21 protein-coding genes are annotated in these 23,327 nt (G+C 74.3%); 4 read left to right on the top strand and 17 right to left on the bottom strand.

Features of this window, described 5'->3' with window-relative positions; genetic code table 11:
• Positions 1–697: 697 nt before the first annotated feature.
• The 11 genes from JNW98_RS13785 to JNW98_RS13735 form a co-directional block, all read right to left on the bottom strand.
• Complete coding sequence (locus JNW98_RS13785) at positions 698–3,247, bottom strand: M16 family metallopeptidase (protein ID WP_223768478.1); 2,550 nt, start codon at positions 3,245–3,247, stop codon at positions 698–700.
• Positions 3,248–3,260: 13 nt separating this feature from the next.
• Positions 3,261–4,754, bottom strand: coding sequence for a flavoprotein (locus JNW98_RS13780; RefSeq protein ID WP_223768477.1), 1,494 nt, complete (start codon positions 4,752–4,754; stop codon positions 3,261–3,263).
• Entirely contained in the window at positions 4,751–5,713 is a 963-nt protein-coding gene (locus JNW98_RS13775; protein ID WP_223768476.1) for an LLM class flavin-dependent oxidoreductase, read from the bottom strand. Before JNW98_RS13775 ends, JNW98_RS13780 begins: the two co-directional genes overlap by 4 nt.
• Positions 5,710–7,716: an ABC transporter ATP-binding protein gene (locus tag JNW98_RS13770; protein ID WP_223768475.1), complete on the bottom strand. Its 2,007-nt coding sequence runs from the start codon at positions 7,714–7,716 to the stop codon at positions 5,710–5,712. Before JNW98_RS13770 ends, JNW98_RS13775 begins: the two co-directional genes overlap by 4 nt.
• Complete coding sequence (locus tag JNW98_RS13765) at positions 7,713–8,780, bottom strand: methyltransferase (protein WP_223768474.1); 1,068 nt, start codon at positions 8,778–8,780, stop codon at positions 7,713–7,715. Before JNW98_RS13765 ends, JNW98_RS13770 begins: the two co-directional genes overlap by 4 nt.
• Before the next feature lie 107 nt (positions 8,781–8,887).
• Positions 8,888–9,064 (bottom strand): LxmA leader domain family RiPP, encoded by a 177-nt coding sequence (locus JNW98_RS13760; protein ID WP_223768473.1) that lies wholly within the window; start codon positions 9,062–9,064, stop codon positions 8,888–8,890.
• 58 nt (positions 9,065–9,122) lie between these two features.
• Positions 9,123–9,329, bottom strand: a complete 207-nt coding sequence (locus JNW98_RS13755; RefSeq protein ID WP_223768472.1) for an LxmA leader domain family RiPP — start codon at positions 9,327–9,329, stop codon at positions 9,123–9,125.
• Positions 9,330–9,479: 150 nt separating this feature from the next.
• Positions 9,480–10,337, bottom strand: coding sequence for a T3SS effector HopA1 family protein (locus JNW98_RS13750; RefSeq protein WP_223768471.1), 858 nt, complete (start codon positions 10,335–10,337; stop codon positions 9,480–9,482).
• 131 nt (positions 10,338–10,468) lie between these two features.
• On the bottom strand, positions 10,469–11,581 hold the full coding sequence (lxmK, locus tag JNW98_RS13745; RefSeq protein ID WP_223768470.1) for a class V lanthionine synthetase subunit LxmK: 1,113 nt from the start codon (positions 11,579–11,581) through the stop codon (positions 10,469–10,471).
• Between the two features lie 259 nt (positions 11,582–11,840).
• Complete coding sequence (locus JNW98_RS13740; RefSeq protein WP_223768469.1) at positions 11,841–12,518, bottom strand: response regulator; 678 nt, start codon at positions 12,516–12,518, stop codon at positions 11,841–11,843.
• A complete protein-coding gene (locus tag JNW98_RS13735; RefSeq protein WP_223768468.1) occupies positions 12,515–13,267 on the bottom strand; it encodes a hypothetical protein in 753 nt (250 codons plus the stop codon). The genes JNW98_RS13740 and JNW98_RS13735 overlap by 4 nt, the downstream gene beginning before the upstream one ends.
• A 682-nt stretch (positions 13,268–13,949) precedes the next feature.
• On the opposite strand from JNW98_RS13735, the gene JNW98_RS13730 reads away from it, so the two are divergent.
• Entirely contained in the window at positions 13,950–14,420 is a 471-nt protein-coding gene (locus tag JNW98_RS13730) for a hypothetical protein (RefSeq protein ID WP_223768467.1), read from the top strand.
• On the top strand, positions 14,417–14,758 hold the full coding sequence (locus tag JNW98_RS13725) for a winged helix-turn-helix domain-containing protein (protein WP_223768466.1): 342 nt from the start codon (positions 14,417–14,419) through the stop codon (positions 14,756–14,758). Before JNW98_RS13730 ends, JNW98_RS13725 begins: the two co-directional genes overlap by 4 nt.
• Before the next feature lie 49 nt (positions 14,759–14,807).
• On the opposite strand, the gene JNW98_RS13715 is transcribed toward JNW98_RS13725, so the two are convergent.
• Complete coding sequence (locus JNW98_RS13715; protein WP_223768465.1) at positions 14,808–16,967, bottom strand: RecQ family ATP-dependent DNA helicase; 2,160 nt, start codon at positions 16,965–16,967, stop codon at positions 14,808–14,810.
• Between the two features lie 221 nt (positions 16,968–17,188).
• Here JNW98_RS13715 and JNW98_RS13710 point away from each other — a divergent pair, with 221 nt between their 5' ends.
• Positions 17,189–17,797: a hypothetical protein gene (locus tag JNW98_RS13710; protein ID WP_223768464.1), complete on the top strand. Its 609-nt coding sequence runs from the start codon at positions 17,189–17,191 to the stop codon at positions 17,795–17,797.
• A 66-nt stretch (positions 17,798–17,863) separates the two neighbouring features.
• Here the strand turns inward: JNW98_RS13710 and JNW98_RS13705 are convergent, their stop codons facing one another.
• The 5 genes from JNW98_RS13705 to abc-f form a co-directional block, all read right to left on the bottom strand.
• On the bottom strand, positions 17,864–18,445 hold the full coding sequence (locus tag JNW98_RS13705) for a hypothetical protein (RefSeq protein ID WP_223768463.1): 582 nt from the start codon (positions 18,443–18,445) through the stop codon (positions 17,864–17,866).
• Positions 18,446–18,502: 57 nt separating this feature from the next.
• Positions 18,503–19,231, bottom strand: coding sequence for a ribonuclease HII (gene rnhB, locus JNW98_RS13700; protein ID WP_223768462.1), 729 nt, complete (start codon positions 19,229–19,231; stop codon positions 18,503–18,505).
• A gap of 103 nt (positions 19,232–19,334) precedes the next feature.
• On the bottom strand, positions 19,335–20,231 hold the full coding sequence (locus JNW98_RS13695) for an ADP-ribosylglycohydrolase family protein (RefSeq protein ID WP_223768461.1): 897 nt from the start codon (positions 20,229–20,231) through the stop codon (positions 19,335–19,337).
• Between the two features lie 11 nt (positions 20,232–20,242).
• Positions 20,243–20,902: a histidine phosphatase family protein gene (locus JNW98_RS13690; RefSeq protein ID WP_223768460.1), complete on the bottom strand. Its 660-nt coding sequence runs from the start codon at positions 20,900–20,902 to the stop codon at positions 20,243–20,245.
• Between the two features lie 41 nt (positions 20,903–20,943).
• Positions 20,944–22,566 carry a ribosomal protection-like ABC-F family protein gene (abc-f, locus tag JNW98_RS13685; RefSeq protein WP_223768459.1) on the bottom strand — a complete coding sequence of 541 codons (1,623 nt, stop codon included), beginning with the start codon at positions 22,564–22,566 and terminating at the stop codon, positions 20,944–20,946.
• Positions 22,567–22,668: 102 nt separating this feature from the next.
• Between abc-f and JNW98_RS13680 the strand changes: the two genes are divergently transcribed.
• Entirely contained in the window at positions 22,669–23,307 is a 639-nt protein-coding gene (locus JNW98_RS13680) for a TetR/AcrR family transcriptional regulator (protein WP_223768458.1), read from the top strand.
• The last annotated feature ends 20 nt before the right edge of the window (positions 23,308–23,327 follow it).

Here is a 23,327-nt window from a genome sequence, read left to right as displayed (position 1 = left end):
GGGCAGAGGTGACACGGCCGCGGGTCCCAGTGGGGCCCTCGCCGCGAGGTCTCCGGGTGCGTCAGCCCGGCAGGACCGGCTTTGCGCGGCGGCCCGGGCTCCGGCACCGGTGGAGTCGGCCGCGGCGAGCCCGGAAGGTCGTCGGGCTCGCCGCCTGATCGGCTCACGGCCCGCCTCTTGGCGCGCGCCGAGGGCGTCGGCGAGGGCGTCGGCGAGGGCGTCGGCGAGGGCGTCGGCGAGGGCATCGGCGGTGGTCTCCTCGCCGACGTACCGGCCCTCGCAGTGCGCGGTCCGCATGGCGTCCGCGACCGTACGGCTGAGAACGCGCTCCCAGCATCAGTGCGCGCACGCACATCGAGCGAGAGGAACTCGCCCCGGCAGAGTGTCGGGATCCACGACCACGCCGGAGGCGACGAGCGACCGGGTCCGCACCATCGAGGTCACGCCACGGGCAGGACACCGGTTCCGCCTCACGCCGTGGCGCCGATCACCACGACGTCCGCTCGCCACCGTCGCGAGGCTTCCGGAGCGTCCGGGGAGAGGACGCCGACGACGATCCGCAGGTCTGTCCCCCGAGCCGGCCGTGCGGGCAGGATCTCCGGGGCCGACCGCCCGGGCAGAGCCTCCCGGGCCGGCGGCGCGGGGCGAGGTCACCCGGGGAACCCGGCCGGCCCGCCCCGGCTCGCTCCCGGCGCTCTCACCACGCGCTCACCGCCTCGGCGACCGGTCCCGGGGCGCCGAGGGCGACCAGGGTCATGGCGTCCGCCGCGAACAGCGTCGCGCACGCGGTGCCGACCTCGGCCGCCGTGACCTGCCGGAGGAGGGCGGGCAGGCGCTCGGCCCAGTTCGCCGGGCGGCCCGCCGACACGCCGTCGCGCAGCAGGTCGGCTTTGGCCGCCGGGGAGTCGAAGGCCCCGAGCAGCTGGCCGGCGCAGAAGGTGCGGACCGGTTCCAGTTCGGCCTCGGTGACCGGCACGGCCAGGAGGGTCCGCAGGCCCTCCCGGACGCTCCGGACGCCGCGGGCCGCGTCCCGCCGGGGCAGGGTGAGCCTGATGAAGACGCGGTGGGTGCCGAGGCAGACGTCGCGTCCGGCGACGAGCGTGTGGTCGAGATCCGTGCCGGAGGCGTGGGCCGACAGCCGCGACAGGTAGTGGGCGCCGACCATCGCCGTGGCCAGGTAGCGGTCGGCCGCGGCGGGGTCGCCCGCCGGTTCCGGCGCGCTCAGGGTGAGGTGCACGGCGTCCGATGCGGGGTGGTGCAGTTCCAGTACGCCTCCGGGGGTGGCAGGCACGGAGTCCGGCGCCGGCCGGGGAGCCGGCCAGGCGGACAGCGCCCGTCGGGCGTCGGCGGCGAAGCGCTCGGGGTCCAGGTCGCCCACGGCGACCAGGGCGCCGCCGCCCGTCACCAGGGACCGGTGCACCGCGCCGAGGTCCAGGGGGCGGGCGAGCGGCTCCCGGCCGGCCGACCAGTGGCGGCGCAGGGCCGCGTCCAGCACCCGGCCGGGGTCGTGGTGCCGACCGGGGCGGCCGGCGGGGACCGGCACGGCGTCCAGGGGCTCGGCCAGCGCGGCGAGCGACTCCAGCCAGCCGGACGCCTTCTCGGGGAGGGTGTAGCCGGTGACGTCGAGCCACTCGCCGTCGGTGGTCGCCTGGAAGCTCCCGCCCTCGGCCTCGGCGCGGGCCGCGCTCCCGTGGCGCCCGGCGAGCAGCCGGACGAGGGCGGCGGCCTCCTGGGGGTGCCGCCATCCCGCCTCGCCGAGCGGCAGCCGCAGCCGCAGCTCCACCAGCGGGGACCGGCCGTCCCGGACGGCCACGAGGCGTATCCCCCCGGGGAGGGTGGTCTCGCACCTGGGGCCGTGCCGCGGCGCGGGCTGCTCACCCGGCACGGGCACCGGCACCAGGACCGGCCGGGAGGAGCCGGTAGCGGTCGGCGGGACGGCGGGGGCGGTGGCGGCGGTCGCGGGCGCCTGTATCGGGGCCGGGCGGCTCCGCGTCTCCCCGGGAACCATGACGAGGACGCCCTTCGCCGCCGTGCCCAGGCGCCGGGCCGCGTCGGCGACCCGATCGGGGCCGGTGCCGGCCAGCAGTCCCGGGTGGGCGTCCAGCAGTTCGGCCCGGCCGAAGAGCAGTTCCAGGCGCCCGAGGGCACGGCCGCGCGTGTAGGCGTCGGCGTGTTCGCGGTGGTGCCGGGTGACCAGGCGCCGTACCGCCTGCTCCTGGCGGGCCGCGAAGTCCGGGTCGTCGGCGTAGGAGGCCCACCCGTCGGTCAGGGCCTCCACCGCCCGCCGGGGCGGGACCATCGGGGGCACGAGGGCGGTGACGACCAGGAGGTCGGGGTCCCTGGCGTCGAGCGGTCCGAAGACGCCGCAGGCGGCCGACGCCGCCTGGAGGCCCTCCAGCCCGTGGTGGTTGATCATTTCGGCCAGGACGACGTACGCCAGGTAGTCCGCCGTGGCCGTCCGCGGGTCGGGCAGCCGGTGGCCGACGGCGAACGCCGCCGCGGTGACCTCCGGTTCGGTGCACGTCACCCAGCGGTCCCGGGCGGGGACGGGCTCGCGCAGGTCCGGGGCGGGGGCGAACGGGCGGGCCGGGATGTCGCCGAAGTGCCGCTCGGCGAGGGCCAGTACGTCGTCGGGGTCGTGGTCGCCGACCACGGTGAGCACCGCGTTGCCGGGCGCGTAGTGCTCCCGGAAGAACTCCTCGCACTCGGCGACGGTGGCCGTACGGAGCCGGTCCACGGTCCCGTAGCCGTCGTGCGCGTTGGCGAAGCGGTCGAAGACCACGCCGGGCAGCAGCGGCCACGGCAGTCCGCCGTACGGGCGGGCGGTCACGGCCTGGTGGATCTCGGTCGCTATGCCGTCGAGCTGCTCGGCCAGGGTCTGCTCGGTGAACACCGGTGCCCGCATCCGGTCGGCCTCGGCGAACAGCGCCCGCTCCAGGGCCGCCCCGGGGACGAGCTGGTGGTAGTCGGTGTAGTCCTGGTGAGTGGTGCCGTTGGCCAGGCCGCCCACGGGGTGGACGTGCGCGAAGAAACCGTCCGTCGGGAGGTTCGCGCTGCCTCGGAACATCAGGTGCTCGAAGAGGTGGGCGAAACCTTCCCGCTCGGGCCGCTCGGACCGGTAGCCGACGCCGTAGTGCACGCAGACCGCGGTACGCGGGGATCCCGGGTGGCGCTCGACGACCACCCGCAGGCCGTTCCGGAGGGTCGCCTTGCGCATGCGAGGTGCCTCGCGTGTCTCGTCTGCCATCCAGGGCTCCTCCTTACTGAAGGTCGATGAGGAATCGGAGGAAGTCGCGGTAGTGGGTGAAGCCGTGTTCGAAGTCGTCGAGGTAGGCGGCGATGTCGTGGACGTGGAGCAGGATCCGCAGCACGGGTACCGCGTTCCACTCCGGCCCCAGGTCCCGGCCGTAGCCCTCGAACAGCGCGTCGGTGAGCGACTGCCACGCCCCCTTGTCGCCGCCCACCTGCCATTGCAGCTCGACGAGTTCGCCGACCACCCAGCCCAGGTCGACGTACCAGGGCGCGGTGCCGAGGTCCTCTCCGGTGAGCAGGTCGGTGCCGCCCGTGGCGCGGTCGACGACGAGCGACCCGAGGCCCGGGGAACCGTGCGCGAGCGTGACGTCGGGGTCGGTCACCGTCCGCTCGTACCAGGCGAGCGCCTTCGCCCAGCGCTCCTCGCCCAGGCCGCGGCGCAGCTGCGCCTGGGCGCAGGCCGCGCGGGGGCTCACGGCGCGCCCGGCCAGCCAGTCGCCGAGCCGGCGCCAGCCGCGCGGGGGGCCGGCGGGCGCTCCGGCGGGAGGCCGCAGGCCGTGGACGGCGTTCAGCAGCCGGCCCAGGCCGTGCAGGGGCTTCTCCAGGTCCGCGACGGGACCCTCGTGCAGCAGCACGTGGGCGGCGGAGACCTCGGCCCCGACGTCGTACAGCCTGGCGGGGCCGTGGGGGACGCCGAGGGCCGGCCGGACGCCGCCGAGGTCGCCGACGCCGCGCAGGAGTCCGTACGGTTCGGCGTCCGTCGGCGCGAAGGGGGCGGGCGCGAGCGGGCCGGGCGTCCGGCGCCAGCGGGCGCCGCCGGACGGCAGCGGGTGGACGGAGGTCCGCAGGAGCCCGGTGCCGAACTCGGTCCCGGGCTCGGCGGCGTCCGCGGGGAGCGCCGGCGCCGTCCGGTCGAGGTGCTCCACGAGCAGGCGGAGCGCCTCCGGCAGCGGCGGCGGCACCCACGCGTCCTCCCGGCCCGTGGTCAGGCTGCGTCCGGGGACGGGCGGTACGAGCACGACGTTCGGCCGGGCCGCCAGCGCCGCCCAGTGCCGCCGGACGGCCTCGCCTTCCAGCGCGCCCGGCGGCAGGGCGGGCGCCAGCGCGACGGGCGCCCGGGTGCTCTGGGCGGCCAGCAGGGCGGGGCTGTCCGCCAGTCCCAGCGCGAGCCGGGCCATGAAGTGCAGGGTCGCCGGGTAGACGAGCACGGCCTCGGCCCACTCCGCCCACTCGACGTGCCGGGCGGTGGACTCGTCCTCGGGCCAGACGTCGGCCGCGACCGCCCCGCCGACACGGGCGGCGACCGCCTGCCGCGTCACGAACCGCTCGGCGCTGCGGGTCATGACGACCCTGACCTCCAGCTCGGGGCAGTGCATGCGCAGCCACTCCAGCCAGTACGGGGTGGACCAGGCGTAGGCGGAACCGGTGACGACGACCAGGAGCCGGCGGATGTCCGGAGTGGGCAGTTCCGCGTACGCCTCGTCGTACGGCTCGGCGATCATCGCGCCACCGCCCCGAGGAGAGTCTCCAACTCGCCGAGGGAGGCCTGCTGGCCGTAGCGCATGTGGACGCCGGTGACGTTCAGGACGATCTCGTCGGCGCCCGCCTCCTCGTACTCCCGCAACCTCGCGACCAGTTCCCGCTCACCGCCGTAGAGGAAGGCGCCGCCGGCCACCAACGCCTCGGCGTTGCCGCGCGGATCGGTCCGGGAGGTCTCGATGCCGGCCCGGCCGAGCATGTCGGCGTAGTGCGGCAGCATGGTGTGGCCGGTGTTGCTGACGCCCGCCAGCTCGACCGCGTCGCGGTCCGGCTTCGCCAGCGCCAGCGGGACGATCGCGACCACCCGGGGCACCGGGCGGCCCGCGGCCTCGGCGCCGGCCCTGAGCGCCGGCAGCACGACGTCGCGCACGTACGGCGCCGGGGTCAGCCAGGTGATCGCGACGTCGGCGATCTCGCCGGCGAGCCGGGCCATCCGGGGGCGCAGCACACCGAGGCCGATCTCGACCGGCGGCCGGGGCACGGCGGGGAGCTCGGAGTGGCAGGTGAAGTACGTGCCGGCGTGGTCCGCTTCGCCCTTCTCCAGGAGGGCCCGCATGATGGCGACGTACTCGCGTACGGCACCGAGCTGGCTGCCGTACGGCGCGCCCAGCATGCTCTTCTGGAACGACATCGCGCCGGGCCCGAAGCCCGCCACCACCGGATGGCCGGAGGCGACGGCGAGCGACTGGGCCTGGACGGCCGCCTGTTGGGGGTGGCGCAGGGGCATCAGGGTAACGCCGGTGCCGGTGGGGACGCGGAAACCGGCGGCGGCCGCGTGCAGGAAGTCGTGGAACGGGTCGTTCAGCAGGGACTGGCCCTGCCAGAGGCGGTGCGCGTCGCTCCACTGGGTGAGCGCCGCGTACGGCAGCAGGGGTTCCGGGCGGAAGGGGACGAAGGGGGTCAGGATCGAGTACGCGGTCATCGGTGGTCTCCCGCCAGGGCCGGGGGCGTCGTCTCGGAGTTGCCCAGTTCCTGTCCGCGGACCAGTTCCGCGTACATGGGGCTCGTGCGCATCAGGTCGTCGTGCCGGCCCTGGGCCGTCACCCGGCCGCCGTCCATCACGATCACGTGGTCGGCGTGCTGCACGGTGGAGATGCGGTGGGCGACGACGAGGACGGCGCGGTCGCGGCTGATCTCGTCGACGAGTGCGCGGAGCCGCTTCTCGTTGAGGCTGTCCAGTTGCGAGGACGGCTCGTCGAGCAGGACGAGGGGGGCGTCGGACAGGCTCGCCCGGGCCAGGGCCAGGCGCTGCCGCTGGCCGCCGGACAGGTCGTGGGCGCCGCCCAGCACGGTGTCCAGGCCGTCCGGCAGCCGGTCGATCTCCCCGGCGAGCCCGACGTTCCGCAGGGCGCGCAGCAGGGTCGCGTCGTCCGCCGGCTTCTCCTGGCCGAGGGTGAGGTTGTGGCGGACGGTGTCGCGCAGGAGGGTGGAGCCCTGGTCGACGTAGGCGAGCCGGCCGCGCAGTTCGGACAGCGGCCACCGGTCGACGCTGTGGCCGAACACCTCGATCCGGCCCTCCCCCGGGTCCATGAACCGTTCGACCAGGCCGAGGACGGTGGACTTGCCGGAGCCGGAGAGTCCGACCATGGCGGTCAGTCCGGTGGCGGGGACGGTGAGGTCGACCTCGCGCAGGACGGGTTCCGTGCCGTAGGCGAAGTCCACCTTCTCGAAGCGGACGGCGGGGGCGCCCTCGACGGTGGGCAGCGGCTTGCGGGACGCCGGCGCGTTCGCGGTGCCTTCGGGCGTTGCGGTTCCGGACGACGGCTTTTCGGACGGCAGGGACTCGGACGGCAGGAACTCGGACGGCAGGGCGAAGAGGTCGTCGAAGCGCTTGCGGGAGGCCAGTCCCATCTGGATGGTGCTCATGCTCGAAATCGCCATGATCAGCGGGGCGGTGAGCTGGAAGAGGTAGAGCAGGAACGACACGAACGTGCTGAGGTCCAGGTCGCCGTTGGTCATGCGGGCGCCACCGCCCAGGATGACGGCCACCAGGGCGACCTGCTGGCCCAGGTTGATGACGGGCACGAGCAGGGCTTCCAGCCCGGACGCGCCGATCTCGTACCGGGCGACCCGCTCCGCGGCGGCGCCGAGCCGCCCCGAGACCGCCCGCTCCGCGCGGTGCGCCTTGATGACGGTCAGGGCCTCCATCGTGGCGACGAAGTGCTCGGTGAGCGCGCCCACTTCGTTCTGGATCGACAGGTACTTGCGGCGCAGCGCGGTGAACACCACGGCGACGACACCCAGCGCGGCGAGGAACGCCCCGAGGGTGATGAGAAGCAGGATCCAGTCCAGCCACCCCATGATCACCATGGTGCCGAGCAGGGTGACCACGGCCATCGGCAACTGCGTCGGGCCGATGTCGACGACACCCTTGATCGCGGAGGCGTCCGCGGTGAGCCGGGACGCCAGGTTTCCTGTGCCCTCCCGGCGGGCGGTGTGGAGCTTCAGGCCGATGGCGTGCCGCATGCTGCGGATCCGCAGCCGGCAGACCAGTTGGTGGCCCATCCGGGACAACGAGTAGGTGGCCAGGGCGTTGGCCGCGCCGGAGCCGACGCCGACGGCGACCATCAGCCAGGTCCACTTGGCCAGGCCGCTGTCGTCCTGGATGGCCTGCAGCAGCTTGCCGACCGTCCAGGGCAGGACGAGGGTCGCCGCCGTGGAGAGGAGGGCCAGGGTGAGGATGCCGGTGAGCTTCAGGCGCCTGCCGTCGAAGATCTCGCGGAGGATGAGGAGCCTGGGTGGGGGCTCGTCCGTCTTCGCGGTCGTCGGGTCCGGGTGGTCGGTTGCGGCGGACGTCGTGTCCGTACGGTCTGTTGCCGCGGTCGTCGTGCCCCTGCGGCCCGTTGCCGCGGTCGTCGTGTCCGTACGGCCTGTTGCCGCGGCCGTCGTTTCTTTACGACCCGCTGTCGTTGCCTCGGTGCTCATGCCGCGGCCTCCCGGGCCGAGAACTCGATCAGCGACCGGACCGGGGTGGCGGGCCCCTCCCACGACACGCGCAGCCCCGCGGCGTCCCCGAGCCGCTTGAGGTCGGCCACGGTCCGTACGGGCGTGGGCATCATGGCCCGCAGCCACAGTTCCGTACGGGCGGCTTCCTCGCCCCGCATGACCACGTCGAGGTTGACGTCGGCCAGCAGGATCCTCCCGGTGCTCCCGGCCGCCTCGGCGCAGCGGCGCAGGATCGCGACGGCCTGGTCGTCGTCCCAGTCGCCGAGGATCGCGGAGAGGAGGTAGACGTCCCGGCCGGCGGGCAGCGGGTCGAAGAAGCTGCCCGGCGCTACCTCGCAGCGGTCGGCCAGGCCGGAGTCGGCGATGTTCCGGGCGGCGACCCCGGCGACGCTCCGCAGGTCGACCAGGGTGCCGTGGAGGTGGGGGTGGCGGTTGAGGAGGCCGGTGAGGATGGTGCCGCTGTTGCCGCCGATGTCGGCCACGCTGCGGACGGACGCCCAGTCGTAGCCGTCGAAGATGATCTCCGCGTCGAAGGCGAGCTGCCCCGAGGCGGCGCGTTCGATGGCCTCGACGTGGCGCGGGTCCTCGTTGAGGCTGTCCCAGTAGCCGCGGCCGAACAGGCCGACGTGGGCGGGTTCTCCGGTGCGCACGGTGTGGACGAGGTCCACCAGGGCCATGTCCGACCGGCCGGCGACGCCGTCCAGGCGGAGGGCCTCGCGCAGGGTGAAGGGGTGGTCGTCGAGGAGCGGGCGGGCGGCTTCGCGCAGCGCGTACCGGCCGTCGCCGTCGCGGTCCAGCAGGCCGAGCGAGACCAGGTAGCGCAGCAGGGCGTCGAGGACGTCCGGACGGGCGCCGCAGAGCCGCGCGAGCGACGGCGTGTCGTGGGTGCCCGCGGCGATGTGGTCGGCCACGCCGAGCGTCGCCGCCGCGCGTACCGCGGACGGTCGCAGAAGGTCGGCCAGATCCGTGAGGTGTTCGACCCGTGCGAGGTCGTCCATGCCCATGCCCCCAGAGAGATGTGCTGCGTTGGTCGCGTTGGTCACGTTGGTCGGAAGTGTCGTATGAAGACCCGGTGCGGGCCGCCGGGTAGGCGGCCCGCACCGGCTCTGACCTGGGTGTCCGGTGACCGGTCACCCGGGGCGGCTGGTGATCAGCAGCCGCCCGAGTAGGTCTTGGCGCCGAACTGGCTGGCGATCCAGGAGACGGCCGCGGCACCGCAGACGGGGGTGCTCGCCGGGGCCGGAACGGCCGCGTCGAGCTCCAGCTCGGCGGACTCGGCGTACGTCTCGTAGCCGGCGACGAGCTCCATGATGGCGGTGGTCTTCATAAGGCACATCCTTTTCAACTGTGAATGAGGAAAGGTGCGGTGAGCCCGGTGGGGCTCGTCAGCAGGTCCACTCGTAGGTGGCGCCGCTGGCCGCGCTGACGGCGGCGCTGCACCGGACCGAGCTGGTGCGGGAGACGGCCACCGAGGCGCAGATCCAGGTGGTGGCGGGGGCACCGGCGGCGGCGCTGACGTTCAGCTCGCCGGCCTCGGTGTAGGCGCTGTAGCCGGCGACCAGGTCGGTGATGGTGGCGGTCTTGTTCTCCATGACTGCTCCTTCTCGTGAACAAGCAAAGAAATCGGCGGACTCTGAGCCGAATCCGGGGGGCGCGGCACGCCCCCTGGAAACACCTCAGCTCTCCGTGGTTCTCCTTCCGGGCGTGCGGCCCGGGCCGGGGCCGCACGCCCGGAAGGGCGGTCAGGACTCGGGTGAGTCCAGGTTTCGGGAGGGGTCTGCGGGGTCGACGTTGGCCTCGGTCAGCCGGTCGTGGAGGACGCGGGGGAAGGCTTCCGGCGCGTCGGCCGTCTCGACCAGCGCCCTGGCCAGGACGCTGGCGCGGTGCTGGCCGAAGCTCAGGCTGTCCATGCCGGGCGAGGGGTCGCGCGGCTCCCAGGCGGTGGCCACACCGGGCCGGATCCGGCGGGTGAAGGCCGAGGTGTCCGCGCCGATACCGGGCAGGACACCGACCGCCTCGGCGAGCCCCTCGACCAGGTGCCGGCCGCTCCGGTCCAGGTAGACGACCAGCGCGTCCCGCCGTGCGTACAGGAGCTTGCTGGAGATCACCTTCGCCCGGTAGGCGGCTCCGTGCTCCTCCAGGTGTTCCAGGGCGGTCTGCCAGACGCCGCGGGCCGCGGTCCAGTCCCGGATGTGGACGTAGACGCGCAGCAGGTCCCGGGAACGGTACGGGCGTGTGCCGTCGACCAGGAAGAAACCGGGCGAAAGGCCGGGGCGGAGGGACGAGTTGACCACGTCGACGACGGTGCCGGGGGTGACGGTGCCGTCGGCGCGGACGCGTTCGGCCAGCACGCGGACGCGCAGCCCGCCGAGTTCGACGACATGGGTGTCGCCGCCCGCCTCCAGCACCAGGCCGCGCAGCGTCGTCTCGCGGTGGGGCACGCCCTCCGCGAGCTCCGCCTCGAAGTCGGCGTCCCGCAGCCGGAAGGGCAGCGATCTGCCCTCCATCGACAGCCCGGCGTGCAGCTCGTGGTAGAGCGCGTCCGAGAGGAGGCGGCGGAGTTCTCTGGGGGTCTCCGCCTCGACGGTCTGCTCGCCCACGGTCGCGCGGGAACGGTCCGGGCTCACGTGCACGCGGGCGGCGGCTTCGAGTAGGGCGGGGGAAACGGGACGGTCGGGGGAAGCCGGACGATCAGGAGAAACGGGGTGGACGGGGGAAACGGGGCGGTCGCTCATGTCGTTTCCTCGAATCCGAGAAGAGCGGCGAACTTGTGGGGAGTGATGAGGGCGCCGCGGCCGATTCCCGCGGCCGCCCGCTCGATGCCGGTGAGCCGCTGCCCCCGTGACGCGCCGGCGACGAGCCGGTCCAGCAGGTGCCAGCCGGCGAAGGCGGTGGCCCGGAGGGGGAAGCCAGGATCCGGCTCGCGGCAGGCCCGGTAGCCGCGCCAGAAGGCGTGGACGAGGGGCAGCAGGCGCTCGATCTTCTCGGCGCCGCGGGACAGCACCTGCGCGTGCGTCAGCTCGACGTCGGGGAATTCGGCCCCGCCGTCCCCCCGGTTGGTGACGATGTCGAGGACGGAACGGTAAAGCCATTCCCCCGCGAAGGCGCCCACGTCCCGGGCCGGGTCCGCGAGGCGGAATTCCTCCCAGTCCGCGATGACGGGGATCCCGCCGTCGCACACCAGCAGCTGGTCCACCCGGAAGTCGCAGTGGGACGGCGTACGCGGGGCCGCTGATTCCCAGTGCCGCAGGTTCTCCACGGCCTTGATCAGCGCCTCGTCCCGCTGCATGAGCCGCCACGCCTCGAGTTCGGCGAAGCTCAGTTCGTTGTACATGCCCAGGGGCAGCGCGTGCAGCAGTTCGGGTTTCGGCAGGTCCGGCAGGGTGGAATCCATCCCGTCGACGGGTGCGGCGGAATGCAGGGCCCCGATCTTCCGCCCCACGACGTGGGCCAGTTCCGTACCGAAGGTCTCGTCGACCATCAGCTCGGCCCCGCTCGCCGCCTCCACGTGCGCGAAGGCCACCAGACCCGCCGCCCGGTCGTGTCCGAGCAATTCCGGGATGTGAGCGGTCAGTTCGGGTACGCCGCCGGCGAACCGCTCGAACGTCAGCATGCGGTCCATCCGGTCCCGTACGTCGGGAACCGATCCCACGAGGCGTTTGACGAATACCTCGCGGCCGCTTTCCGTACGGCCGGACCAGGCGTGGTTGCGCCCCACCGGCGCGGACACCGAGTCGCGTACGAACGGGCCGAGTTCCAGCCGGGCCAGCAGCGCGTCCACGTCCGGATATGCGTCCAGGTCGATCGGCCGGAACGCGAGCGAGGCCCTGGGTGCTCTGGTCATTTCTTCCCCCGTTCCGGTTTCCCGTTCCTTTTGCTGGGCACCAGACTGGTTCATCGCCGTGTTCCGGAACACCTGCCGAAGGTCGGGCGCCGACCGCCAAGTGGCTGGAGAAAAGCGGGGTATGGACGTCGATCGGCCGGTCCTGGGGGGACGAACGGCCGGACGGGCGCGTACGGAAAACGCGGCGAGCTCCGGACGGGACGACCGTCCGGAGCTCGCCGGTGTGCGGAGTGACGCTGGGGGGGGTGGGAGCGCGGTGTCAGGCGGCGCCGCACGTCTGCCGGGTGCCGGTGGAGAGACCCGCCCGGTAGGCGATCACCGCCGCCTGGACCCGGTTGACGACCCTGAGCTTGTTGAAGATGTCGCTGACGCAGTCCTTGACCGTTCCGGTGCCGAGCAGCAGCTTCCGCCCGATGTCGGCGTTGGACAGCCCCTCGGCCATCATCGCCAGCACCTCGTGCTCCCGTGCGCTCAGCGAGGCCGTGAGCCGGCGGGCCTCGGAGGCGCCGTCGGCGTCCTGGACGTCGTCCTCCAGCTCCGCCATGAGCAGGGAGGCGGCCAGGGTCGACAGGACGGTGTTGCCGACGGCGAGGGCGCGCACCGACGCCAGCAGCTCCTCGGGCCCGGTGTCCTTGAGCAGGCAGCCCGCCGCTCCCATGCGCAGGGCGGTGACGACGGACTCGCCGACCGCGGGCGTCGACAACACGGCCACCTGCGGCGGGCTTGGCAGCTCCAGCAACTCCCTGAGCAGGGCGAACCCGTTGGTGGCACCCGCCCGGATGTCGAGGAGGACGACGTCGGGGCGACATCGCCGCGCTTCGGCGAGGGCCTCGCGACCGCCCGCCACCCGGGCTTCGAGGTCCCCGGCCGACTCGATGATCAGGCGCAGGCCGGCCCGGAACAGCGGCTCGTCGTTGACGATGAGGGTGAGGGTCACGACCGGCCCCCGGTGGTGCGCAGGCGACGCAGGACCGGCTGGAGGAGCAGACCGCCGGCGACGACGAGGAGGGAGATCCAGACGGCGTGGTCCGAGATGGTCTCGGCCACGTCGACCGCCGGTTCCCCGATGGCGTAGCCGAGGCCGGTGAACAGCCCGGTCCACGCGGCGGCGCCGGCCAGGTCGAGGAGGAGGAAGGCCGGGAGGCTCAGGCCCAGCCAGCCGGCGGAGGCGAACGCGAGCGCGTCCGGGACCAGCGGGAGCGGGGCGAGGACGACCGCGGCGCCGACGACCCATCGGCTCGCCGGCGCGTCGCGGGTCAGCAGTCCGCGGATTCCGCCCGGCGAAGGGGTCCCGGTTTCCGCGGAGTCCGTGCGCGAACCACCGGCGAGGAGCCGCACGATGTTCCCGCCCCACAGCCGGCCCGCGAGCCAGAACAGCCAGGCGAACTTCATCATTCCGAGAATTCCGGCGGCCACCGCCAGCGCGAGGGGCGCTTCTCCGACGCGGGCGAACGCGCCCGCGATGGTGATCGCGCTCTGCTTGCCCGTGAGCACTTCCAGCAGCACCGGGTTCGTGCCGATGAGCCAGGGCTTGAGCGGCCACATCGCCAGCGAGTAGGCGAAGACGAACCACAGGCCGTACCAGCAGAAGAGGTCCCTCGACGAGGGCGCGCCGCCCCAGGGCAGCCACGGCTTGTCGAGAAAGCGGGACCCACGGGTGTGATCACGCCGGATCTCGGTGGTCAACGGGACCTCCAGTGCACAAAAAGAACCGCGAACGCGCCGGCTGCCGGCCGGGCGCCACTCGTCGATTGGCTTTACACACGTCGCGGCCGGCCGGACGAAAGACGGTCTTACGCTTTCCGGCCGCCGGACCACGCACGCATCAATTGTTCAGCACACAACAAAAGAAATACGGCCACGGCAGGAACGGCTCTCCGCCGCGTCGACGCCAACAAAAAGGGGCCGCATCAAAGGGAAGGAAGGACGGCACCCGGCAGCACGGGGTTCGCGCGCGTCAGCTCGGGGCCGGGGAATACGAAGGAGCGCCGCAGCGCGGCCTTTCGGCCGCCGTCACGACGCCGCTTACGATTCGTCACACCGCTCCGCGCCCGACAATGGCGCGGACTCCCCCGAATCGCGTTCCCCGCAGAGTGGGCGGCAGCCTATCGCCTGCCCCAACGTCACACTCGCGCTTCACGTTCCCCCCGCAGCACCTGGAGCGTTAACTGTGGTAACCGCAACGAAGTGATCATCTCACATGCGGAGGCAACCTTTCAAGCCATCCCGCTCCTGCCAATCGTTGGCGCTTTAACCTTTGTTTGCCATCCCTATGCCCGCGGCGAATGCGCCAGGGCGCGTCAGAAAGTCGTCATCCTTCGCCGGGCCCCCTTGCCAAGCCGCTCGCCGTCCTGTAGCACTTTCCGTCATGGAAAGTACTTCGCGCAACCCCGAGAGCCTGGACCCCCGCTCCGCCCGCGCGGCCCTGGACGTCGTGGCCGACTCCCGGAGCCGGGCCGCGGACCGCGTCGCGGGACCGTGGTGGTACCACGTCGGGCTCGGAGCGCTGCTCGCGCTCCTGTTCCTGTCGATGAGCCTGCGCATGGCGTCCACGGTCGTCCCCGCGGCCCTCCTGGCGCTCGTGGGCCTCAGTCTGGCGGCCCGCAAGGCCACGGGGGTGTCCCTCGCCCGCTGCACGGCCACCCCCGGCGCCACGCTGCTCTTCGGCGTCTACGCGCTGGCCTTCGCCGTCCTCGCGGTGACCGGGATGTCCCTCGAGTGGGCCGCCGGGGTGGACTACGCCATCGCCGTCGCCGGCCTGGTCATCGGAGTGCTCACCGTCCTCACGGGATTCCGGGTCGACGCGGCCGCGCGGCGGGACATCCGGGCCGGACGATGACGGAGCCCGCCTTCGACGAAGTGATCCACGCGCCCAACCGCCTGCAGATCTGCGGGATGCTGGCGGTCGTGGACGCCATGGAGTTCGCCGTGCTCCGGGAGTCCCTGGAGGTGAGCGACTCGGTGCTGAGCAAGCACGTCAAGGTGCTCCAGGCGGCGGGGTACGCCACCGTCACGAAGGTGCGCGGCGGCTCGTACCCGCGCACCTGGGTGGCGCTCACGCCCGAGGGCCGGCGGGCGTTCGCCGGGCACGTCGCCGAACTCCGCCGCATCGTCGGGCCGGCCGGCGAGGACCGGACCGGGCCGCCGGGGACGCCGAGGACGGCTCCCGGCGGCTGACCGCGGGCGGGGACGCCTCCGCGCGGGGCTCGGCCCGGCGCCGGAGAACTCAGCCCGCCACCGCGAGGACCAGCGGAAGCACCTGCCGGCAGCCCGCCTGGCGGAGCACGCGGGCGGCGACCGCCAGCGTCCAGCCGGAGTCGGTGTAGTCGTCCACGAGCAGGACCGGCCCCGGGGATGCCTTCAAAGCGGCCGTCAGCTCGCCGGAGACCGCGAAAGCGCCGGACAGCGCCCTGAGGCGCTGCGCGGAGTTGCTCCGGCGGGCCGTGTGCGCGCCGTCCGGCCCGGTGTACGTCAGGCTGCCCAGGTAGGGGAGCCGGCCGACGGCCGCGATGCCCTCCGCGAGGGATCCGACGAGCCGCGGGCGGGACAGCGACGGTACGGCGACGACCCCCACCGGCCGGGCGCCGGCGTCCGGGGCGCCCGGCGCCCAGCCGCCCGGCGAGCGCGCCCAGTCGGCCAGGACCGTCACCACGGCCCGCAGCACGTCGTCGCCGACCGGCGCGTCGGGGGCGTTCTCGGCCAACAGCGGGCGCAGCCGGTTGCCCCAGCCGATGTCCGACAGCCGTCCCAGGGCCCGTCCGGGCGAGCACTGCTCGCCGGCCGCGATGCGCCCCTTGAGGTCGATGCCCAGCGCGGCCATGCCCGTCGGCCACATCCGGCGCGGCTCGACGTCGACTCCCGGGCGGTCGAGGTCCTTCGCCGCCCCCGCCAGGGCCTCCTCGGGGACGGACGGATCGGCCCAGGCACCCGCGCAGGTGTCGCAGCGCCCGCAGGGGGCCGCCCCCTCGTCGTCCAGCTGCCGGCGCAGGAACTCCATCCGGCATCCGGTCGTGCTGACGTAGTCGCGCATGGCCTGCTGCTCGGCCGCGCGCTGCCGGGCGACCCAGGCGTACCGCTCGGCGTCGTAGGCCCACGGCTCGCCGGTGGAGATCCAGCCGCCCTTGACCCGCTTGACCGCCCCGTCCACGTCGAGGACCTTCAGCATCGTCTCCAGCCGGGTGCGCCGGAGGTCGACCGCCGCCTCCAGGGCGGGTACCGACAGCGGGCGTCCCGCGTCGGCGAGCGCCGACAGGGTCTGGCGGACCTGCGTCTCGGGCGGGAACGCCGTGTCGGCGAAGTAGCGCCAGATGGCCTCGTCCTCCCGGCCCGGCAGCAGCAGCACGTCGGCGTGCTCGACTCCGCGCCCCGCGCGTCCCACCTGCTGGTAGTAGGCGATCGGGGAGGACGGGGAGCCGAGGTGCACCACGAAGCCGAGGTCCGGCTTGTCGAAGCCCATCCCGAGCGCCGAGGTCGCCACCAGCGCCTTGACGCGGTTCTCCAGCAGGTCCGACTCGGCCTGCAGCCGGTCGGCGTTCTCGGTGCGGCCGGTGTAGGAGGCCACCCGGAAGCCGCGCTGCCGCAGGAACGCCGTGGCCTCCTCGGCCGCGGCCACCGTCAGCGCGTAGACGATCCCGGAGCCGGGCAGCTCGTCCAGGTGCGCGGCGAGCCAGGCCAGGCGGTGGGCGGCGTCCGGCAGCCGGACCACGCCGAGCCGCAGGCTCTCCCGTTCGAGCGGGCCGCGCAGGACGAGGGCCTCACCGGCGCCGGTGCCCAGCTGCTCGGCCACGTCGGCGGTGACGCGCGCGTTGGCGGTCGCGGTGGTGGCCAGGACCGGTACGCCGGGCGGCAGTTCGGCCAGCATGGAACGCAGCCGGCGGTAGTCCGGGCGGAAGTCGTGGCCCCAGTCGGAGATGCAGTGCGCCTCGTCGACGACCAGCAGGCCGGTCGTGGCCGCGAGCTTGGGCAGCGCCTGCTCGCGGAAGTCCACCGAGTTGAGGCGCTCCGGGCTGACGAGGAGGACGTCGGTCTCGCCGCGTTCGATCTCCTCGTGGATCGCGCCCCACTCCTCGGGGTTGGCCGAGTTGATGGTGCGGGCCCGGATGCCGGCCCGCTCCGCCGCCTCCACCTGGTTGCGCATGAGCGCCAGCAGCGGCGAGACGATCACCGTAGGGCCGGCGCCGCGGCGGCGGAGCAGCGCGGTGGCGACGAAGTAGACCGCCGACTTGCCCCACCCGGTGCGCTGCACCACCAGGGCCCGCCGGCGCTCCTCGACCAGGGCCGCCACGGCCTGCCACTGGTCCTCCCGCAGCCGCGCGGAACCCGCTGGGGCGCCGACGAGCTCGGCGAGGATGGCATCGGCTTCGGCGCGGAGCTGCTGGTTGTCCATACCCCCATGCAACCCGATGAGGAGAGCTGTCGACCAGTTCACTCAGGGTGATGTCCCGCTACGGAGCCGTGGCGTCATTTGATCGTTGCCGTGCGGCGGGCGGGGCCAAGAGAATGGGAGCGGCTCCCCGCTTCCGTCCCCCACGGCCCGCTGGGCTGCCGTCTGCCGTTCCTCGTTGCCGACGCCCGCGGTGCCGCGGGTGTTTGGGCGAAGGGAGAGTCATGGCCCTCGGCTCGGTCCCGTTCCCGTCGCGGCCCGCCTCCGGGCGGCCGGCCCGTGTGGTGGAGCCGGCCGAGTGGGCGGCCGCCGGAATTCCCTTGCTGCGCAACCCTCGTGAGGTGGTCACCGGGCTGCACGCCCGGCACCTGCCGACGCCGTACACGGCCGTGATCGCCGTCCTCGGTCCGGACGAACGGCTGGTGGCCAGCGCCTCCTTCGCCCGCCGGGCGGCGGTCCCGGACGGCTGGGAACTGCGGAACGCGCTGCTGGCGAGGTTGCGCCGGGTGATCCCGCACGACCTGCGCAGACGCTCGCCGGTGCGCACGGCGGTGCTGCTCTACTGCCGTGAGGGCGACGGGCGTTGGACCCAGGAGGACGGCGCGTGGATGTGGGCCCTGCGCGACGCCTGTGTGCTCCACGGGCTGCGCTGCGGGGCGTACATCACGCTGACGGACGCCGGCTGGCGGGTCCTCGGCGAGGGCAGGACCGGGCGGAGCCCGCGGTCCGCCGCGCATGACTCCGCCGTACACCGCCCCGCCGCGCACCGTGCCGGGGCGGCCGACGCCGTCGGGCCGGGCCCGGTGGCGCTGCGGCACGCCGCGGCCGGGTGACACGCGTGCGGGTCACCCGGCACCGGGCCCGTGCGGCCGGGACCGGTGCCTCGTGGAGGCACCGCGTCAGACGGCCGTGGACAGCAGGGAGTTGACGCGGGCGCTGTCCCCGCAGACGACCAGCAGGGCTCCGGCGCGCCGCAGGGCGGCGGGCAGCGCCCGCTGCACCGCGGCGTCGGAACCGCCGTTGACGGCGACGACCACGACGGGGCGTCCCGCCAGGCGGTCGGCGCCGGCGTCCGCGTAGAAGACGTCGTCCGCGGCGTCGTGCTGGGCCCAGTAGGAAGCCTCGCCGAAGGACAGCTCGTGGGCGGCCCAGGGGTGCGCTTCCCCGGTGGTGAGCACCAGGACGTCGCCGGGGGCGCGGCCGGTGTCGAGCAGCAGGTCGACGGCCTCGTCGGCGGCGTCCAGGGCACCCTCCGCCGGAGCGGGGATCAGCTGGACCTGGGGGGCGGCGGGTGCCGCCGGGGGTGGGGTGCGCGGGGCCGGGGGTGCGGGCACCGGGCGTGCGGCGCGGGGGCCGGGCCGGGGGGCCGGGCGGGGGCCGGGAACGGGGCGGGGGGTCGACGCGGTGCGGCCGGCGGCCGGAACAGCGCGGGGACCCGGGACACTCTCGTGAATCTGAGGCTCCTCGGGGATGAGAGGCATAGGTCGATGTCTATCAAACGCCGGTGCGAGTCGCATCGGCGGGTGGCACTTCCGCGGTCAGAAATCGAAACCGAGCTGACCGCCGGCTTCCAGAGCCGCCGCTCCGCGGACCGCGGGCCCCTCCGGGCCCCCGGCCGCGAGACGCGGTCGCTTCAGATGCTGCCACCGGGGCAGCGCGTCCAGGTAGGCCCAGGACAGCCGGTGGTGCGGCGTGGGTCCCAGCCGTTCCAGGGCGTCCCGGTGGACGGGCGAGGGGTACCCCGCGTTGTCGGGGAACCCGAACTCCGCGTGGTCCGCTTCCAGTTCGGCCATCATCGCGTCGCGCCGCACCTTGGCGATCACGGACGCGGCCGCGACGGCCACACAGGACTGGTCTCCCTTGACGACCGTGCGGACCCGCCACGGCTCGCCGAGGTAGTCGTGCTTGCCGTCGAGGATGACGGCGTCGGGCCGCACCGGGAGGCCGTCGAGGGCCCGTACGGCCGCCAGCCTGAGCGCCGCCGTCATCCCCAGTTCGTCGATCTCCTCGGGGGAGGCGTGGCCGAGGGCGTAGGCGGTGACCCACGACTCGAGCTGTCCGGCGAGCGCCCGGCGGCGCTTGGGGGTCAGCAGCTTGGAGTCGGTGAGCCCCTCCGGCGGGCGGCGCAGACCGGTGACGGCCGCGCAGATGGTGACCGGGCCGGCCCAGGCGCCCCGGCCGACCTCGTCGACGCCGGCGACGATCCTGGCTCCGGTCGTCGCCCGCAGGGAGCGCTCGACGCTGTGGGTAGGCGGTTCGTAGGGCATGGCGCCAGCAAGGGTACGCCCCGGAGGCGGTCCGTGCCGCCCCGGCCCCCTCAGTCCTCCCTTCGGTCCTCCCTTCAGTCCTCCCTCGTTCTCGCTTCCGTGGTCAGTCCGGTGCGGCGGGCAGCCAGCCGGGGAGGGCCTCGGTGGCCTCCCGCCAGGCCGCGGGCGGTGCGCCGCGGCCGGCCGCCGCGATCACTCCGCCGACGATCGCGCAGGTGGTGTCGACGTCTCCGCCGACCGACGCCGTCGTCCAGAACCCGGCCGCGTAGTCGCCGAGATGGCGGGCCGCGGACCAGAGGGCGAACGGCACGGTGTCGTGCGCGCTGGTCCGGCGGCCGCAGCCGAGCACGGCCGCGACGGTGGTCGCGTCGCCGTAGTCGAGCATGTCGCGGGCCCTGCGCAGCCCGGCCTGCACCGCGCTGCGCGGGACGAGGGCGATCACCTCGTCGAGCAGCCGCTCGCCGGTGACCGCCGCACCGTCGGCCCCCGCCGCGACGGCGGCGGCCGCTGCCACGGCCATGGCTCCCGCCACCGCCTCGCGGTGCTGGTGCGTCGGGTAGGCCGAGATCTCCGCCTGGTGCGTGGCCTGCTCGGGGTCGCCCGCGTACCAGGCGCCGAGCGGGGCGACGCGCATGGCCGCGCCGTTGCCCCAGGACCCCTGCCCCTTGAACAGCGCCGCCGCGAGCTCGCGCCAGTCGCCGCCCTCCCTGATCAGCCGGAGCATCCGGCCGACGGCCGGGCCGTAGCCCCGGTCGAAGTCGTGGTGGTCGGCGAAGGACCGGGCCAGGGCGTCCTGGTCGACGCGGCCGTGGGCGGCGAGGACCGCCACGATCGAGCAGGCCATCTCGGTGTCGTCGGTCCACTGCCAGGGGGCGGGCGGCAGTTCGCGGCGCTTGAGGGCGGGGTAGTTGGCGGGGACGAAGAACTGGGAGCCGAGGGCGTCGCCCACGGCCAGCCCGCGGAGGCTGGCGAGGGCCCGGTGGAATCGGTCAGCGGTCATCGCAGCGAACTCTAATCGGTGAAGCCGTACGATTCAGGGGTACACCAGCGCTCGAACGGCCGGTCCAGGTGGTACCGCCCGTCCGCCCCCAGCACGAGCATCCGGCTCTCCCCGTTGCCCGGGTTCGACAGGCTCTCGAACTCCGCGACGGTCCAGTGCAGCCATCGCATGCAGAACAGCCGCATGGTCAGCCCGTGGGTGACCAGCAGGACGTTGGGCGGGTGCCGGGGGTCGTCGAAACTGCGCCAGAGACTCTCCAGGAAGCTCCCCACCCGATCGTAGACGTCGGCTCCGGACTCCCCCTGGGCGAAGCGGTAGAAGAAGTGGCCGTACGCGTCGCGGTACGCCTTCTGCCGGCGCACGTCCTCCCGGTCCTGCCAGTTCCCCCAGTCCTGCTCGCGCAGCCGGGGCTCCTCCCGGACCCTGACCCGGGAGGGGTCGAGCCCCAGCGAGCGGAAGGTCTGGTGGGCCCGGCGGTAGGGGGAGACGTAGGCCGAGACCCGCTCGTCCCCGAAGAGCTCCCGGAGCCGCTCCCCGGCCTCCTCGGCCTGCCGGCGGCCGAGGGCCGTCAGGGCCAGGGCGTGGTCGGGTTCGCGTTCGTAGACGGTGTCGTCGACGTTGCCCTCCGACTCGCCGTGCCGGAGGAGGACGATGCGCCGGGGCCGTGCCATGACGCCACCCTATTTCGTCGCGGCGGCCCGGGGCGCCCGCCTCACCCCGCCACGGCGTCCAGGAGCCGGCCGCCCCGTATCTCGTACCGCCGCCCGGCGAAGCGGTCCCGCAGGGTCCGGTCGTGGGAGACGACGACCAGGGCCCCGGTCCAGGCGGCGAGCGCCCGCTCCAGTTCCTCGACCAGGCCGAGGGCCAGGTGATTGGTGGGCTCGTCGAGCAGCAGCAGGTCCGCGGGGCGGGCCAGCAGGCGGGCGAGGGCGAGCCTGCGGCGCTGGCCGTCCGACAGGGAGCCCGCCGGCACGTGCAGGTCGCGTTCCCGGAAGAGGCCGGTGGACAGCAGGGCCTCGTGCTGCTCGTCGGGGGCCCCGGGCAGGCCGCGCGCGTAGGCGGCGAGCAGCCGGTCGCCCGGCCGGGGCACCGGGATCTCCTGCGGAAGGTGGGCGACGCGGCCGCGGCGGGTCACCGTCCCGGCGTCCGGGTCGGTCTCGCCGGCGAGCACCCGCAGCAGCGTGGACTTGCCGGCCCCGTTGGCGCCGGTCACCAGCAGCCGGCCGCCGGCCTCGATCCGGAGCGCGTCGACCCGCAGCCGGTCGCCGACCCGTACGCCGTCGAGCGTCGCCAGGAGTCCGTCCGCTCCCGCCCGTACCGGCCGGGCGGTGAAGCGGAGCGGGTCCGGGGGCCGCGGGACGGGGTCGGCCCGGAGTCTGCGCAGCCGCTCCTCGGCGTTGCGGACCCGCCCGGCGACGGAGGCCTGGACCCGGCCCCCGGCCCGGTCGTACGCCATCTTGTTGCCGTCCTTCATGGCGCGGTTGGGAGCGACGCGCCGGGCGGTGCCGGACGCCGCCTCGGCGAGGGCCTCCGTCTCGGCGCACCACCGCTCGTACTCCTGCTCCCAGCGGTGTCGGGCCGCCAGCCGTTCGGTGACGTAGCCGGCGTACCCGCCGCCGTAGCGGACGAGGGCGCGCCGGTCCGCGTCGACCTCCACGACGGCGGTGACGACCCGTTCGAGGAAGGCGCGGTCGTGCGAGACGACCACGACGGTGCCGCGGTGCGCCCGGAGGGTGTCCTCCAGCCAGGCGAGGGCCGCGTCGTCGAGGTGGTTGGTCGGTTCGTCGAGGAGCATGACCTCGGGTGCGGCGGCGAGCAGGCAGGCCAGGCCGAGACGGGCCCGCTCTCCGCCGGACAGGGTGTCCAGCGGCCGGTCACGGCCGACGCCGGCCAGGCCGAGGGCGTGCAGGGCCTTGTCCACCCGGGCGTCCGCCTCGTAGCCGCCGCGGGCCTCGAAGGCGATGAGCAGCCGCCCGTACGCGTCCAGCGCCCCGGCGTCCCCGGCACCGAGGACGGGCTCCAGCTCGCGCAGCGCGCGTTCGGTCGCGCGGAGTTCGGACAGCGCCTCGTCGACGGCGTCCGCCACCGTTCCGCCGGGCGGGAGTACGGGGGTCTGCGGGAGGTAGCCGACGCCGCCGTCCGCGTCGGTCACGACCGCGCCGTCGTCGGGTGGTTCCACGCCCGCGAGGATCTTGAGGAGCGTGGACTTCCCCGCTCCGTTCTCGCCGACGAGCCCGACGCGTTCGCCCGGCCGCACGGTCATGGACACGCGCTCCAGCAGGGGCCGGTCGCCCCGGGACGCGGACACCTCACGCAAGGACAGCTGAGCAGGCATGCGAATTCCCCCCTTCGGCGACCGAGGCCGCCAAACGCAACTCCGATGGCGTTACGATGACAGCATGACACAGCCCGCCGTCTAATACAACTGGAGTTGCACTTGTCAGCGGATCAGGACACCCCCAGTCCCCCGACCCCGGGCACCGTCCGCCCCGGCGGCCGCACCGCTCGCACCCGTACCGCCGTCCGGGACGCCGTCCTCAGTGGCCTGGTCGAGCACGGCTACCCGGGCCTCACCGTCGAGTACGTCGCCGAGCGCTCGGGCGTCCACAAGACCACGCTCTACCGGCGCTGGGGCGGCGTGGAGGGCATGCTCGCGGACGCCCTCGACCTGGCCGGCGAGGACGCCTGGACACCGCCCGACACCGGCTCCCTCGACGGCGACCTGCGGGCCCTCGCCCGGGAGATCCTGGAGACCTTCACCGACCCGGCGACCGCGGCGGCCCCGGCCGCCTTCATCGCCGCGGCCTTCCACTCGGACCGCGCCGCACAGGCCCTCCGCGCCTTCTACGACGAGCGCTTCCGGCGCTGCGCCCCGCTCGTCGCGCGAGCCGCGGACCGCGGCGAGGTCCCGGCCGGCACCGACCCGGGCGCGCTCGCCCGGGCGGTCGGCGCCCCCCTCTTCCTCCGCCTCTTCGTCACCCGCGAACCCGTCGACGCGGCCGTCGCGGACCAGGCCGCGGCGGCGGCCCTCGCCGCCGCCCGGGCGGGCGTGTACGCGGATCCGCGCACGGCGTGAACGCCCGGGCGAGCGGCTCC

Source organism: Streptomyces huiliensis, from assembly GCF_020037025.1.
GTDB lineage: Bacteria > Actinomycetota > Actinomycetes > Streptomycetales > Streptomycetaceae > Streptomyces > Streptomyces huiliensis.
The sequence above is the reverse complement of the archived record's forward strand: the minus strand, read 5'-3'. Positions and strand labels throughout refer to the sequence as shown.